The following is a 14590-nucleotide window of genomic DNA, read 5'->3' on the forward strand; positions in this document are numbered from 1 at the left end:
TTGGGGATTTGGGATTTGGGGATTTGGGGATTTGGGGATTTGAAGCGAAGATGAACCCGGAATTATTAAATCTTTAAATAAAAAAATAACCAAATAATTTAGGGATTTAATCATTTGGAAAGAACTCTTTTAAACAAAGCAGCGCTCCAAATAACTAAATCCCTAAATGAAAAAATATCAAAATATTATTACCAGCCCAACACGTAGGAGAAAATCAGCGGCGCTACGATGGTAGCATCTGATTCCACGATGAACTTAGGCGTATGTATATCCAGTTTGCCCCAGGTGATTTTCTCGTTGGGAACAGCGCCGGAATAGGAACCGTAAGAAGTAGTTGAGTCGGAGATCTGGCAGAAATAGCTCCAGAAAGGAACGTCTGTCCATTCCAGGTCCTGGTACATCATCGGCACTACGCAGATCGGGAAGTCACCGGCGATACCGCCACCGATCTGGAAGAAGCCAACGCCTTTACCACCAGAGTTTTTACGGTACCAGTCAGACAGGAAAATCATGTATTCGATACCGCTTTTCATGGTAGAAGCTTTCAGCTCACCTTTGATGCAGTAGGAAGCAAAGATATTGCCCATGGTGCTGTCTTCCCATCCCGGAACGATGATAGGAATATTTTTTTCAGCGGCAGCGAGCATCCAGCTGTTTTTCGGATCGATTTCGTAGTTTTCTTTCATGACACCGCTGAGCAGCAGTTTGTACATGTACTCGTGCGGGAAATAACGTTCACCTTTATCTTCCGCATCTTTCCAGATTTTGTGGATGTGTTGCTGGATACGGCGGAACGCCTCTTCTTCAGGAATACAGGTATCTGTTACGCGGTTAAAGCCTTGTTCCAGCAGGTCCCATTCTTCCTGCGGGCTCAGGTCGCGGTAGTTAGGCACTCTTTTGTAGTGCGTGTGTGCTACCAGGTTCATAATATCCTCTTCCAGGTTAGCGCCGGTACAGGAGATGATGTCCACTTTACCCTGACGGATCATTTCAGCGAAAGAAATGCCCAGCTCGGCCGTACTCATGGCACCAGCCAATGTAACCATCATTTTACCGCCTTCCAGTAAATGTGTTTCATATCCTTTGGCAGCATCCACCAATGCAGCAGCATTAAAGTGGCGGTAATGGTGCTGGATAAATTGAGAAATGGGTCCCTTATTCATGTCATTTAATCATTTATACATTAACAGCCTGGCTCATAAAGCCTTAACAGCTGGCAAAGTTAAGATAATTTTCCAAGGGAAAGGGGAGGGCTAAAAGAGAAAGGCTGAACGTAACGGTTTTACCGCTGCCGGCAGGCTGCGAAAGAGGAAGGGCTAAAAGAGAAAGGTCTGTGGCGGCGCCCACAGACCTGTTCATTTCAATCAAACGGAAAGCACAAACTAAAACTAAGCTTTTTTCAGGCGGCTCTTTACGCTGGTAGCGCCGGTCCCATCTGCTTTTAACACGGTCCAGGTATCTTTTCCCTCGAGGGTGATAAAATATACAACGTTACCATTGGAAGAATATTCAACGATGCAGTACAGGCTATCGTTGGGATATTTTTTATTGAGCCTGGAAGTGAGTGCCAGCGGCAGCTGTTCAGGATCAAGATAACGGGAGGTGGCCAGCAGGTTGCCTGCGTCGTCGAAGAAGGCTGTCACCTTGCTGCTGCTCATGTTAAATTTAGCCGTGAAGGTTTTGTTGTCGTCAGTATACCATTTCACTTCGCTGGCTCCGGCGAATGTTTCGCTGAAGGAATGCTGTATTCTGCTGTTAACTGTAGTTTCATACGTGTTTGCAAAGAGGGCGCTTGCGGAAAGCAGTAATGCGGCACTCATCAGAAGAATTAATTTTTTCATGGCGGAAAAAATTTAAGAGGTTTTTAAAATTTTTTGTGTTGGTTTTTTGCTTTGATGACTCAAAACTACGGCGGAAATGGACGGTTGGTCAAGGCATACTTTACTGGTGGATGCACTAGATAACTTGGAGTATCCGCTATCGGACGTCCGGCTGGCCGGTGGCGGACAACTGCACGTGTTCCGCAGCCGTGGCCTGTTTGTTGGTGCCACCTTGCCAATGTTGCATGGACGAGTGTTAAGGTTGTGTTAAAGTGGATGAGAAATGTGGTTCAACGTGAAAACCGGCATGGCCTGCCCATCAATGGCAAAACGATCGTTACATTTGTCTGGTCAAAAACACCAGAACGGCTTTATTATGAACTACCTGGCACACGCTTTTCTCTCTTTCCACCGGCCGGCACTGATCACCGGCAACCTGATCGCGGATTATGTAAAAGGCCGGCAGCAGCTGGCGCTGTACAGCCCTGATGTGCAGGAGGGTATCCGGTTGCACCGGGCAATTGACACCTTTACAGACCAGCATCCGGTCACCTCCCGGGCCAAATCTTTTTTCCGCCCCGCCTGCGGCCTTTACAGCGGCGTATTTACCGACCTGGTATATGATCACTTCCTGGCAGTGGACAATTCCCGCTTTTCTGAAGACAGCCTGTATGACTTTGCTGCGGAGGTATATACTATTATTAATAATCAGCAGGAAGTGCTGCCGGAAAGATTCCTGGAGATGTTTAAATACATGCAGCAGTTCAACTGGTTATATAATTACCGCGGTAACGAAGGCATGGAACGGGCTTTCCGGGGCATCAGCTCCCGGGCCAAAGGACTGGAAAGCAGTCCAGCCGTTATTTTTGCCGTTTTCCTGGAACATTATGAAGCGCTGAGAGGCTGTTACCAGGCTTTTTTCCCTGAGCTTCAGACATATGTGGAAAATTTGTTACAAAACGAAAACCGCTAAGGGCTTGTTAAAAAGCCCGGTTACTTTCCGGATTCGGTAAAAAATTCTAGGTTTGGGGCCGCAAGTTTGTTTTAAAAGAAAATAAAGTTTCACAGGATGTATAAAAAAGCCATCATTTTCGCCTTTGTACTGGGACTATTCGCCGCCAACGCAGGAGCTCAGGATAAAAAATTGCCACCACTCGATGCCAGCCCCATGGACATGGTGTACTACCCGCCGATGTATCCCTATGTGGTAAAGGTAAAAGGAGAACCCGGCGCGCTGGTAGCCAGGGTTATTTACAGCAGGCCGCAAACAAAAGGAAGAGAGATCTTTGGCAATCTGGAAGAATATGGGAAAATATGGCGGTTGGGCGCCAACGAAGCCACAGAAATAGAATTTTTCCGGCCGGTGGTCATCGCGGGCAAAAATGTTCCGAAAGGACGTTACACCCTGTACGCCATCCCTACTGAAAAAACATGGACTATTATCCTGAACAGGGAAATAGATATCTGGGGAGCTTTCAAATATGACCAGCGTAAAGACGTGGTGAGAACAGCTCTCCCTGTAACACCGCTGGACACCCCACTGGATGCCTTCACGATGGTATTTGAAAAAGGCGACCCGGGCGCCAACCTCATCATCGCCTGGGACAAGGTAAGTGTAAGTCTGCCCATCCGGTGGACAGACGGCGGCGCCAAAAGCGGTGCTAAAAGCGGTGCTAAAAAATAACGCCTCCCACAAGATAAAAAGACAAATGGCCCAACGATATCTGTATCGTTGGGCCATTTGTCTTTTATATAGTGTGTAATATTTCAGAAAAAGGAAAGGGCGGTAAGACTACCGCCCTAAGAATTTTAACCATATCCTATGAAAAACCTACACGAATGTATATCGAATATCCATACCCGTTATAGTTCATTTGGTGAACGATATAAAAATCCTCGTAAGCGTGCTAAATCATTCCATCAACAGTTTCAGGACTGCTAAATCGGACAATAATTGCCGTGCTTGCTAAAATGTTCCAATCACAAAAGGGAGTATATTTGAAAAACCACCAGAAATTGTTCATTATAAAATATTTAAGACATGAAGCTGGGTACTAAACTCATACACGCAGGTGTAGCGCCCGATCCCTCCACAGGGGCCATTATGACGCCTATCTTTCAAACCTCCACCTATGTACAGAGCGCCCCGGGGGAGCACAAAGGGTACGAATACGCCCGCACCCAGAACCCCACCCGCGACGCCCTCCAAAACGCACTGGCAGCCATTGAAAACGGCACCCATGGTATAAATTTCGGCAGCGGGCTCGCCGCTACCGACGCAGTGATGAAGCTGCTGTCACCCGGCGATGAAGTAGTGGCTACCAACGACTTATACGGCGGTACCTATCGTATTTTCACCAAAGTATTTGAACGTTACGGCATTAAGTTCTCTTTTGTGGGCATGAAAGACGCAGCCGGCGTGGCAGCGCATATCACCCCCAAAACTAAAATGATCTGGCTCGAAACGCCTACCAACCCACTCCTGAACATCATCGACATAGCAGCCGTGGCGCAAATAGCCCAAAAGAGCGATATTTTGCTCTGCGTAGACAATACTTTCGCTTCTCCGTACCTGCAAAATCCGCTGGACCTGGGAGCAGACATCGTATTGCATTCCGCCACCAAATACCTGGGCGGCCACAGCGACGTGGTGCATGGTGCTGTGATCGTTAAAAACGAAGACCTGGCCAGGCAACTGTATTTTATACAAAACAGCTGCGGCGCCGTACCGGGTCCACAGGACTGCTTTCTGGTGCTGCGGGGCATCAAAACCCTCCATGTACGGATGCAGCGCCACTGCGAAAACGGAGAAAAAATCGCCCATTTCCTGCGCAACCATGACAAGGTGGACAGGGTATACTGGCCCGGCTTTACCGATCATCCCAATTACGATATCGCCAAACGGCAGATGCGGGGCTTTGGCGGTATGATGTCTTTTACCCTGAAAGACGACAACCTTGAGGCCGCCAACCGGGTACTGAGCCACACCCACCTGTTTTCGCTGGCAGAATCGCTGGGCGGCGTAGAGTCGCTGATCGGGCATCCGGCCAGCATGACTCATGCCTCCATCCCCCGGGAAGAACGTATTAAAAACGGGCTGGCAGATTCCCTGATCCGCCTGAGCGTAGGCATTGAAGACGTGGATGACCTGATAGCAGACCTCAACCAGGCTATCGGATAACACGCTCATCAATCTGATTTTAATTCTTACCGGTTAAAAATTATCTTTACGAAGTATATATTTTTTTCCTGGACCATATCCACAGCCTATTTTATCAGCGCTGACGAATCAAACCACCTGCGCTGTTGCCCTCAGGCAACAGCGCAGGTGGCTGACGCGTATAGCCAGGCTGCAGATGTTACATGTGACACACTATGAAGATCCAACAACTGAAGGACTTCCTGAATGCGAAAGCGGCAACCTATAATCACCCGGATTTCATTGCAAATGACCCCATTTGCATCCCGCACCGCTTCAGCGAACTGCAGGACATAGAAATAGCCGGCTTCTTTGCCGCCATACTGGCCTGGGGCAACCGCACCAGCATCATCAACAAATGCACGGAACTGATGCGGCATATGGACAACGCGCCCTATGACTACATCCGCAACCATGACCCGCGCGACCGCATGAAGCTGATGACCTTCTGCCACCGGACCTTCAACGGAGTTGACCTCCTGTATTTCGTGGAATTCCTCCAGCATTACTATACCAACATCACCTCCCTCGAATTCGCCTTCAGCGGACACCTCAGCCCACAGGATGAAAATGTTGAAAAAGCCCTTATCGGCTTCCATAAAATGTTTTTCTCCCTCGAGCATCCCGCCCGTACAGAAAAACATATCTCTTCCCCCGCCAAACATTCCGCATGCAAACGATTGAACATGTATTTGCGCTGGATGGTGCGAAAAGATGAAAATGGCGTGGATTTTGGGCTGTGGCAACATATTTCACCATCACAACTGGTATGCCCCATGGATGTTCACGTAAGCCGCGTGGCCACCAGGCTGGGACTGATATCAGACGGGAAGTCAGACTGGAAAACAGCCGTAGCGCTCACCCATGAGCTCAAAAAACTGGACCCGGAAGACCCGGCCAAATACGACTTCGCCCTCTTTGGACTAGGTGTGATCGAAAAGTATGTTTGATTAAAATAAATTACAGTAATGAAAAAATTATTGGGCGCCATTGCTACTTTCCTGACATTGTCCTTCACCTCACAGGCGCAGGACTATATGTCCATCAACTACAGCTTCAACAAAGGAGAACAGTTTGAACTGGAACAGAAAAGCCGTACAGAGACCTATACCACCATTAATGAAGCACAGCAAAGGGTTACCCGCGACTACAACAATATCATCACCATCGATATCACCGATGTAATACCCGGCAAAGCCACACTGACGTTCCGGTATAAAGAACTGCGATTCAATTTCAACGCTAAAAACCAGAACATCTTCGTGGATGCCAAAGTGAGCAAACCGGATGAACCTTTTCAGGCTGGCCTGCAGAAACTGCTGAACCAGCCCTTCACCGTGGAGCTGCAAAGCACCGGCGTTATCACAAAGATCGACGGCCTCGACAACCTGCTGGACAACGCTACCGCCGCTTTCAGTACCCTGAAAAAAGACGAGCAGGAAGCCTATAAAAAACTGATGAAAGACCAGTTTGGTAGCGATGCCTTCCGCGCCTGGCTGGAACAGCTGCTGATCATGTACCCGGCTCATGGCATCAAAACCGGCACCCAATGGGAAGAAAGCGTTCCTCTTCGTGGCGGCCTCATTGGCAGGATAGATCTCTACTGGAACCTCCAGACCTGGGACACGCAGACCGCTAAAATCGGCGGCACCTCCAAAATAAATACCGACAAGGTACAAACCCTCACCCTCGAAGACGATATTAAGGCCACCGCCGAAATCAGCGGCACCACTTCGTCCAATTACCTGGTGATGCGCAGCAGCGGCATGCCCAGCATCTGCGTTCAGAATACCGAAATGAACGGTAACTACACCTATAAAGTAAATAAGGCCAAAGGCATTAAACGCGACCTGAAAGTGCCGGTGAAAGTTGTCACCAACGCGTCCTACAAAATTAAACAGATGAAATAATGAACAGCTTTCCTGTACCGTATCTCCAGGAGACAGCCAATTGGACGCAACAGACGTTTGATGTCAGCGTGCCCCCGGGCAATATCAGTTACGCTCAACTGGAGGAAATACTGGGCAGAAGACTGGAATATCTCATCAGTACCGATCTGCAACAGTTTATCTTTCTCCTCTACCGGATTGATGTATCAGAGAAAAAAGTGAGACAGATACTGGCGTATGCCGCCCGGCAAGGCACTGATCCCTACCGGCCCATCGCGGCGCTGATCATCGAACGACAGCTGCAGAAAATAGCTTCCCGTGAAGCGTTCCGGCAAGACGACCTGCCGGACGATGAAGAAAGATGGTGATTCATTTACGGATTTTTTGATTTACGATTTTTTGATTTCTGCAATAAAAAGAGAAGACCGAAGCGGTTGTCAACTCGCTTCGGTCTTCTCCTTTTGTAAATCTATAAAATCAAAAAATCGTAAATCAAAAAATCTCTACATTAAAACATAAGCTCTTTTACTTTCTCTTTGTCTTCCTTCTCCTTGTCCAGATCAAAGAAAGTTCCGAATACCCGGTCCCAGAAAGCTGAGCTTACCCCAAAACCTTTGTCTTCGCTCTTATAATGATGCAGGTGGTGATTACGCCACAGCGGCTTCATAAACCTGAAAGGCGGGTTCCAGGCATGGATAGCATAGTGCATGCTGCCATAAATCAGATAGCCCAGCAGAAAACCGGGGAAAAACATGAAAGTGTACTGCCGCAGAAAAATGTATTGGCTGCCGAAGATCACAGAAGCCAGGATCAGGCTTGGCACCGGCGGCATAAACAAACGCTGTTTGTCTCTCGGATATTCGTGGTGGTTACCGTGCATCACGTAAATAAAGCGCTGCACTCTCGGGCTGTCGCTGGCAAAGTGGAAAATAAACCGGTGCATGATATACTCGAAGAACGACCAGAATAACATGGCGCCTACGAATATTGATATCACCGTGCTCACTTCAAAGCCTAAGGTGTCATGACTATAATAAAGCATATAGCCAATAATGGGCAAATACATTCCCCAGATCACCAGGGGATGCGTCTTGGTCAGCATCTCGAGGTACTGGCTTTCAAATAATCTTGCCTGTCCTTTGTTCTTAATCTTTTCAAATTTCATGAATCCCAGTTTTAACGCGCAACAGTCACGGGAAAATGAATAAAACCCCTCTTATTTTACCCCGGCAGGTAGCCATGCCTATCTGCCGATTTCAGGCACAAAAATACAATCTTCACCTTAATTGGGATCTTTTTAGTTTTTAATTTATCCGTCAATATTGATGACCTCCAGTCTCCGCTACCGCCTGTAGTCGATCCGGAATGCCTTCAGGTCCGGCTGGTAAACCCGTTGCCGTTGCAGCTCATACTGATAAATAATATTGCCGGCATCCCGGAAAAAGGGATACCCTTCAGTTTCATATTCATATTTATCATCATTTAAAATACCGTCGCGGTTCACATACACCGTTCCGGTGAGCATAAACTCGATATTATGCTCAAAATCAACGATGTAAGCAGCATCCGTCAGGAAGCCGTAAGACCAGCCGGTTTTATTAAAGACCCGCATATGAGATGGCACATGGTGTCCGGTACCCTTAAAAAGGAAAAACTTCGTATAGCTGTCGAAGTATTCGGTAGTGTCATAAACGGGATCTGCGCTTTCAGAAGGGTATTCAGACATATACCGGTACAGGAACCGGTAATCCTGCGGGGCTAATTGGAAACGCTGCGCCGCCGGTACCGACTGCGGGAAGATCACCGATTGCAGCATCTGTTGCAGTTGCTGCAGCGGCAGGTTATTATGCTTCGTGAAATCCATCGGCTCAGATACCAGGTGCTCATTTTTGTCCATGTAGCCCGCGCCTATCCGGATGTTTCTGCTATAGTCGTAAGACAGCCGGCTGACGGCCGGCGGCTGACTGTACAGCGTCTTACCGTTTTTCACAAACCGGATGGCGCCGGTACGCCTGTTTTCTTCTTCAGACAACGGCATAAACCGCCGCACAATACGCACATCCTTATAACCTTTTTTCCACAGCCTTTCATGAATGGACTGCTGACCCACGAATTCGTACAAACGGTTATAGGCATCATTGTCGCTGATCAGGAAAATCCGTTTGATATAATGGTTGATCGATGGCAGCCCGTTTTTGGCCGTACTGTCCGTATGCACGGTTAATTGCCCGCTTCCGCTGCTGTCGGTCAGCATAGTGGTATTGCCATCCAGTCCGCGGACTTTGAGCGCCCTCATTTTCTCCAGCGCCAGCAGGGCGATGGGCAGCTTCACTGTACTGGCCGGGTTAAAATACTGGTCCGCGTCCACATGAAGATAGTAATGTGTGAAATGTGGCTGGTTATTGGCATCCCGGTCAATCTGGGTATAAATCAGCTGATACCGGAAAGAGTCAGGGTGTTGCAGCATATGTCGCAACAGCGGGGTAGCCTCGCGGTCGAACATGTTTTTCAGCAGGGTATCTGTACGGGGCTGTGCCTGTACCAGCGACAGGCTGCCGCAAAGCAACAACAGCAAACAGTGACGCATCATAGAGCAGCGATAGTGGTTCTGACTACCAAAATATAAAATTATCGGCTGGCAGTTAAGCGCTTCCTGATGTTTTCGTTAAAATTAGCCGGCGTAAGCCCGAAATGCATCCGGAGCAATTGTTCCAGTCCTGCATCGTTATTCCCGGCCATCAGCATCTTCAGCGCCTTCGGGACCCCGTGCCGGCGTATCACCTCCTCCAGCAATAAAGCATTGATCGTATACTTCAGGTTGATATCTCCCACGCTGACATTGTTTTTAAAAACCTGGTACAGGTCTTCCGCCGAATGGTCGGCAGCATATTTCTTCAGTACACCCAGACAGGTGGCATAAGATTCGCCCCAGCCACCGTCGGCATAATACGCCAGTCCTTCCTCCATGGCCCTGTTCCTTGGCTGGGAAAGAAATTTATCACAGTAGAAGTGGATAAGGTCATGTCCATACCAGGGACTACCCACCCCGCTCATAAAGATATTATTTTCCGTGTCTGCATCTCCCCGCTGCAGGTGGCTGGTGGTAGCATTATAATCCACTCCTTTCACCCGTAGCAGCTCCAGCGCATCGCTGCAATGGTAATAGTGCAGCTTTACCGGCTTTACGCCAAACCAGCCGGCCACCTCGGTGTTAAAACGATCGAAGCGCCGCGCCGCATTCATATCCAGCGTATAGGGATACAGGTAATGAATATTACCTACCTGCTGCTGCTTCCAGTCTTTGACCACATAGTCGCGGACCGGGTAAAAAACAAAGCGGTCCTGCCTGTCCCTGGCGATAACATTGTATATCATGCGAACCACCGGCTGATCGCCGGCCATCCCTACGAAACCCAGTTTAACCAGGTATTCCCCTTCCGCCCTGAGCTTTATTACATTCTGCAGTTGCGCCTTGTAGAAATTGGTGTCCCTGCTTTGGGCGCTGTTCTCCACTTTTACTATTTCTTCGAAGCCCATCCTGTCGCCCCTGAGGTACGCCGTGTCCATGTAAACGGAGGGCTGACCGGGATGGTCTTTATCTTTCAGAAATCCGTCCAGGCTTACCAGGAGCCTTGTTTTCAGGAGGCTGTCGGCCGGTAGCCTGGCCAATGGGGAGATGGTATAACGGGAAGATGACTGCGCTGTGGTTGCCAACGGCAGCACAAACAGCAGGCAAAGGGGCCATAAAAGGGATTTCATAACAGGTATTTATCTTCCTAAATTATACAAAAAAACCGCAGGAGCATCCTTATATTTGGTCAATCATACAACCAGAACAATACAAATCATGAAACTTGTAAGTTATTTAAGAGAGGAAACAGACCAGCTGGCCATCCTTGTCAACGGGCAGTTATACAACACCCAGGAACTGCATCCGGACCTGCCCAATAACATGGGAATGTTCCTGATGATGTGGGAAGACGTGATCGATGTGGCCCGCCAGGCTGATGCCAGCCTGAAAGCCGGCAAACATCCGGGCACCGCCAAAGGTATCCCGGTGGAGAGCGTACAGTTGCTGTCTCCTGTACCATTCCCTACTTCCTGCCGCGATGGTTATGCTTTCCGGCAACACGTGGCTGCCGCCCGGAGAAACCGTAAGGTAGAGATGATCCCCGAGTTTGATCAATATCCTATCTTTTATTTCACCAATCACAATGCTATCCAGGGCCCCGGCGATATTCACTGTATGCCGGACCATTTCGACAAGCTGGATTTTGAGCTGGAAGCAGCGATCGTGATCTGCAAAGCCGGCCGCAATATTACCGCAGCGGAAGCGGATGACTACATCGGGGGTTTTATGATCATGAACGATATGAGCGCCCGTACCCTGCAGATGGAAGAGATGAAACTCAACCTGGGACCCGCCAAGGGAAAAGACTTCAGCACCGTGATAGGTCCTATGCTGGTAACGCCGGACGAACTGGAAGAGTTCCTGGTTGCCGCCAAACCCGGGCATACCGGCAATAACTACAACCTGAAAATGACCTGTAAAGTCAATGGCATACAGGTCAGCGAAGGCAACATGGGCGATATGGACTGGACGTTTGCAGAGATCGTGGAACGTTGCGCTTATGGCGTCAACATTATGCCCGGCGATGTGATCGGCAGCGGCACCGTAGGTACCGGCTGTTTCCTGGAACTGAATGGCACCGGAAAACTCAATGATCCCAATTATACCGAACAATGGCTGCAACCGGGCGATGTGGTGGAAATGGAAATAGAAGGACTGGGCACGCTTACCAACACGATCGTTAAAGAGGACACCGACTTCTCTATACTGGCACTTAAGAAAAACGTATAGGCATGAAGGTAGTTCCGTCCGAAATTAAGACCAGCGAGCTGCAGGCTTATCTGCAGGGCGCCATAGCTCCACGTCCTATTTGTTTTGCCAGCACCATCAATGCGGATGGGCAGCCGAATTTATCGCCTTTCAGCTTCTTCAATATATTCGGTACCAATCCGCCAACGCTGATATTTTCACCATCCAGGCGCGTGCGTGACAACACCACCAAACACACGCTGGAAAATGTGTACACTACCCGCGAGGTGGTGATCAACGTGGTTACCTACAACATGGTTCAGCAAACATCACTGGCCAGCTGCGAATATCCCCCGGGCGTAGACGAATTCGTGAAGGCCGGCTTTACACCGGTGCCTTCAGAAAAAATAAAACCGCTTCGCGTAAAGGAAAGCCCGGTACAGATGGAATGCGTGGTGAAACAGATCATCGAAACCGGCAACCAGGGCGGCGCCGGCAACCTCGTGATCTGCGAACCGGTACTGATCCATATCAATGATGACATTTTCGATGCCAAAGGCCGGATAGACCCGCAAAAGATCGATCTGGTAGCCCGCATGGGCGGCGACTACTATTGCCGCGCCTCCGGTGATGCCGTCTTTGAAGTGCCCAAACCCAACACACAACTCGGCATAGGCGTAGATGCGTTACCGTTATCCATACGCAACAGCACGATCCTTAGTGGTAATGACCTGGGCAAACTCGGCAACGTACATGAAATGCCTTTTGTAGATCCGACATTTGAAGATCATCACCTGAAAAACATCATCCAGTATTACAGTCTTACACCGGATGAGATGGAGCGCGAGCTGCATCACTATGCTAAGCAGCTGCTGGAGGCGAACAAGGTAGGAGAGGCCTGGCAGGTATTGCTCAGCGCGTAGTTGCCCGCAAAGACGCAAAGCAGCAAAGAACGCAAAGGATATTTAAGCGAGCAAAGAAAACAAAGGGGCGAAGATCAGATTTGATCTTCGCCCCTTTGTTTTCTTATTTAGTCTTAAAAATCTTTGCGTTCTTTGCTGCTTTGCGTCTTTGCGGGCAACTACAGGACGTTTCCAAACACCTTTTTCAGGATATCAGTCGTTCTGGCGGCGGGATTGGCGCGGATCGCAGCTTCTTCCTTACCGATCTGGTCGAACAGTGCGTTCACTGCCATCGTGGTCACATAGTCCTGCAGGTTAGGGTTCACTTTATTGAACGTCGTCGGCAGTTTGTTGTATGTAGTCACGATGTCTGAATAGTAGCGGGTAGCGCTGGTGCTGTCAAGCGAACCTTTCACTACGGGAGAGAAAGCGGCTTTCAGCTGGTCAGTGGTTTTGCTTTTGAAAAATTCGGTAGCGGAATTATTGCCACCTTTTACCAGGTTGATCGCATCCGTGAGCGTCATTTGTTTGATGGCATTCACAAAGATGGGCGCAGCATATCCTACTGCTTTTTCCGCGGAGCGGTTGATCTGCAGGATAGCCTGGTCCACCTGTGGGCCTAAACCGATAGCGCGCAGGGTGTTACCGATTTTCACCGCATCAGGAGGCAATAACAATTTATACAGTTCATTACCAAAGAAGCCGTCCGTTTTATTGAGGTTGGCAATACCATTGGCAACACCTTTCGCCAGCGCTTCCTTAATGGCAGAACCAGCTTCATTTTCGGTGAAGCTGCCACCGCCGCCTTTAGTGGACGTAGCAGTAGTGTTTGTAGTGGTGGAGCTGGAATTTTTGAGCTTTTTCAGTTTGTTCAGCAATTGTGCCTGACTGGCGTGCATACAGCCAACGCCCAGGAGAACCAACAGTGTTTTTTTCAGCATAATGTTGTGATGATATGTATTAATGTTTCAAATATATAAAATTTATTCGTGTATCGTCAGCAGCGGAATGTGTGTCTGGTAGGCCAGTTTAGCAGTATTACTGCGTTTAAAGATCCGTTCAAACAGACCATGTTTTTTAGGAATGGTAAGAATCAGGTCGGCTTGTATGCTTTCCGCAAATTCCGTGATCCCCTGCACCACATCCGGGTTGTCCACAAAATGATATTCCGGCTTATAATCTTCCAGCAGCGTATCCAGCATCAGTGTTTCAAAAGGCGTATCTGTGGAGAAGTGCCTGCTTTCATGGTCTATGTTGATCACATGCAGCTCCGCATGAAATGCGGCCAGTAGCTTCTTCAGCGGGGCGATCGGCGTAGTATCGGCCACCTGGCGCAGATCGCAGGCAAATACAATCTTCGTAATGCCTTTAAAGGTTGCTTTTCCCGGAACGATCAGCACCGGGCAGGAGGTATGTTTCACCACGTCGATGGTATTGGAACCTACCAGTATCTCTTCCATTTTGCTGCCACCGGTGATGCCCATGATGATCAGCGCTGCTTCTTCCTGTTTTACCACATCGTCAATAGTAGCTGCCAGCAGTGTGTTGTCCGCCCTCGTCACGATGCTCACACCGGCGCCTGCCAGCGGCGCAAGCTCTTTCTGCATTTTGTCCAGTCCTTCCTGGGAAGCGATCCGCAGATCATCCGGATTGACCATCGGAATGGCGGTAGGCACATCCGGAATAGGAACAATCAGCTCATAGGCATGGTAAAGCACGATACGGTCAACATTTAGCCGTGGGGCCATCGCCAGCGCATAAGTAGCTGCATTATAGGCGGTATCAGAAAAATCAGTGGGTACAAGTATCGTTTTCATATGACTAATTTTAAGATACAGAAAAGCATTACTTAAAGTTAACGATGTGACACGGCATCTGAGCGCTTTCTGAAAGGGTATAGAAAATTTAATGCCGGAAATTTTTCACGCAAAGAAATCATAAGATCGCAGCGGGTTTTAAGA

At 48.8% G+C, this 14590-nt stretch carries 15 protein-coding genes; 8 read left to right on the forward strand and 7 right to left on the reverse strand.

What is annotated here, in order from left to right; translation table 11 throughout:
- Nucleotides 1–188: 188 nt before the first annotated feature.
- Entirely contained in the window at nt 189–1163 is a 975-nt protein-coding gene (locus tag B5D63_RS13995; protein ID WP_078669405.1) for a deoxyhypusine synthase family protein, read from the reverse strand.
- 225 nt (nt 1164–1388) lie between these two features.
- Nucleotides 1389–1841 carry a hypothetical protein gene (locus B5D63_RS14000; protein ID WP_143312902.1) on the reverse strand — a complete coding sequence of 151 codons (453 nt, stop codon included), beginning with the start codon at nt 1839–1841 and terminating at the stop codon, nt 1389–1391.
- Nucleotides 1842–2163: 322 nt separating this feature from the next.
- On the opposite strand from B5D63_RS14000, the gene B5D63_RS14005 reads away from it, so the two are divergent.
- From B5D63_RS14005 to B5D63_RS14030, 6 genes are all read left to right on the forward strand, one after another.
- Nucleotides 2164–2793, forward strand: a complete 630-nt coding sequence (locus B5D63_RS14005) for an acyl carrier protein phosphodiesterase (protein ID WP_159456024.1) — start codon at nt 2164–2166, stop codon at nt 2791–2793.
- A gap of 96 nt (nt 2794–2889) precedes the next feature.
- The gene (locus tag B5D63_RS14010) at nt 2890–3504 is read left to right on the forward strand and encodes a DUF2911 domain-containing protein (RefSeq protein WP_143312903.1); all 615 of its coding nucleotides are present in this window, start codon (nt 2890–2892) and stop codon (nt 3502–3504) included.
- Between the two features lie 357 nt (nt 3505–3861).
- Nucleotides 3862–5001, forward strand: a complete 1140-nt coding sequence (locus tag B5D63_RS14015; protein WP_078669408.1) for a cystathionine gamma-synthase — start codon at nt 3862–3864, stop codon at nt 4999–5001.
- Between the two features lie 194 nt (nt 5002–5195).
- A complete protein-coding gene (locus tag B5D63_RS14020; RefSeq protein ID WP_078669409.1) occupies nt 5196–5969 on the forward strand; it encodes a TIGR02757 family protein in 774 nt (257 codons plus the stop codon).
- A gap of 18 nt (nt 5970–5987) precedes the next feature.
- Nucleotides 5988–6929: a DUF6263 family protein gene (locus B5D63_RS14025; RefSeq protein ID WP_078669410.1), complete on the forward strand. Its 942-nt coding sequence runs from the start codon at nt 5988–5990 to the stop codon at nt 6927–6929.
- Nucleotides 6929–7276, forward strand: a complete 348-nt coding sequence (locus tag B5D63_RS14030) for a hypothetical protein (RefSeq protein WP_078669411.1) — start codon at nt 6929–6931, stop codon at nt 7274–7276. Before B5D63_RS14025 ends, B5D63_RS14030 begins: the two co-directional genes overlap by 1 nt.
- A gap of 140 nt (nt 7277–7416) precedes the next feature.
- Here the strand turns inward: B5D63_RS14030 and B5D63_RS14035 are convergent, their stop codons facing one another.
- The 3 genes from B5D63_RS14035 to B5D63_RS14045 form a co-directional block, all read right to left on the reverse strand.
- Nucleotides 7417–8073 (reverse strand): sterol desaturase family protein, encoded by a 657-nt coding sequence (locus tag B5D63_RS14035; protein WP_078669412.1) that lies wholly within the window; start codon nt 8071–8073, stop codon nt 7417–7419.
- A 177-nt stretch (nt 8074–8250) separates the two neighbouring features.
- Complete coding sequence (locus B5D63_RS14040) at nt 8251–9498, reverse strand: serine hydrolase (protein ID WP_078669413.1); 1248 nt, start codon at nt 9496–9498, stop codon at nt 8251–8253.
- 38 nt (nt 9499–9536) lie between these two features.
- Nucleotides 9537–10667: a hypothetical protein gene (locus tag B5D63_RS14045; RefSeq protein ID WP_078669414.1), complete on the reverse strand. Its 1131-nt coding sequence runs from the start codon at nt 10665–10667 to the stop codon at nt 9537–9539.
- An 88-nt stretch (nt 10668–10755) separates the two neighbouring features.
- On the opposite strand from B5D63_RS14045, the gene B5D63_RS14050 reads away from it, so the two are divergent.
- Nucleotides 10756–11769, forward strand: a complete 1014-nt coding sequence (locus B5D63_RS14050; RefSeq protein WP_078669415.1) for a fumarylacetoacetate hydrolase family protein — start codon at nt 10756–10758, stop codon at nt 11767–11769.
- Nucleotides 11770–11771: 2 nt separating this feature from the next.
- The gene (locus B5D63_RS14055) at nt 11772–12650 is read left to right on the forward strand and encodes a flavin reductase family protein (protein WP_078669416.1); all 879 of its coding nucleotides are present in this window, start codon (nt 11772–11774) and stop codon (nt 12648–12650) included.
- Nucleotides 12651–12808: 158 nt separating this feature from the next.
- On the opposite strand, the gene B5D63_RS14060 is transcribed toward B5D63_RS14055, so the two are convergent.
- Together B5D63_RS14060 and B5D63_RS14065 are read right to left on the reverse strand one after the other, a co-directional pair.
- The gene (locus B5D63_RS14060) at nt 12809–13570 is read right to left on the reverse strand and encodes a DUF4197 domain-containing protein (protein ID WP_078669417.1); all 762 of its coding nucleotides are present in this window, start codon (nt 13568–13570) and stop codon (nt 12809–12811) included.
- A 42-nt stretch (nt 13571–13612) separates the two neighbouring features.
- Complete coding sequence (locus B5D63_RS14065; RefSeq protein ID WP_078669418.1) at nt 13613–14446, reverse strand: universal stress protein; 834 nt, start codon at nt 14444–14446, stop codon at nt 13613–13615.
- Nucleotides 14447–14590 lie beyond the last annotated feature (144 nt).

The sequence above is a fragment of the Chitinophaga eiseniae genome (assembly GCF_900167135.1).
GTDB lineage: Bacteria > Bacteroidota > Bacteroidia > Chitinophagales > Chitinophagaceae > Chitinophaga > Chitinophaga eiseniae.

Bases quoted from the DNA above. Each gene is read 5' to 3' on its own strand.
- B5D63_RS14065 (WP_078669418.1), bottom strand. From the start codon at position 14,446: ATGAAAACGATACTTGTACCCACTGATTTTTCTGATACCGCCTATAAT.
- B5D63_RS14000 (WP_143312902.1), bottom strand. From the start codon at position 1,841: ATGAAAAAATTAATTCTTCTGATGAGTGCCGCATTACTGCTTTCCGCA.
- B5D63_RS14020 (WP_078669409.1), top strand. From the start codon at position 5,196: ATGAAGATCCAACAACTGAAGGACTTCCTGAATGCGAAAGCGGCAACC.
- B5D63_RS14060 (WP_078669417.1), bottom strand. From the start codon at position 13,570: ATGCTGAAAAAAACACTGTTGGTTCTCCTGGGCGTTGGCTGTATGCAC.
- B5D63_RS14050 (WP_078669415.1), top strand. From the start codon at position 10,756: ATGAAACTTGTAAGTTATTTAAGAGAGGAAACAGACCAGCTGGCCATC.
- B5D63_RS14055 (WP_078669416.1), top strand. From the start codon at position 11,772: ATGAAGGTAGTTCCGTCCGAAATTAAGACCAGCGAGCTGCAGGCTTAT.
- B5D63_RS14010 (WP_143312903.1), top strand. From the start codon at position 2,890: ATGTATAAAAAAGCCATCATTTTCGCCTTTGTACTGGGACTATTCGCC.
- B5D63_RS14030 (WP_078669411.1), top strand. From the start codon at position 6,929: ATGAACAGCTTTCCTGTACCGTATCTCCAGGAGACAGCCAATTGGACG.
- B5D63_RS14035 (WP_078669412.1), bottom strand. From the start codon at position 8,073: ATGAAATTTGAAAAGATTAAGAACAAAGGACAGGCAAGATTATTTGAA.
- B5D63_RS13995 (WP_078669405.1), bottom strand. From the start codon at position 1,163: ATGAATAAGGGACCCATTTCTCAATTTATCCAGCACCATTACCGCCAC.
- B5D63_RS14045 (WP_078669414.1), bottom strand. From the start codon at position 10,667: ATGAAATCCCTTTTATGGCCCCTTTGCCTGCTGTTTGTGCTGCCGTTG.
- B5D63_RS14015 (WP_078669408.1), top strand. From the start codon at position 3,862: ATGAAGCTGGGTACTAAACTCATACACGCAGGTGTAGCGCCCGATCCC.
- B5D63_RS14025 (WP_078669410.1), top strand. From the start codon at position 5,988: ATGAAAAAATTATTGGGCGCCATTGCTACTTTCCTGACATTGTCCTTC.
- B5D63_RS14040 (WP_078669413.1), bottom strand. From the start codon at position 9,498: ATGATGCGTCACTGTTTGCTGTTGTTGCTTTGCGGCAGCCTGTCGCTG.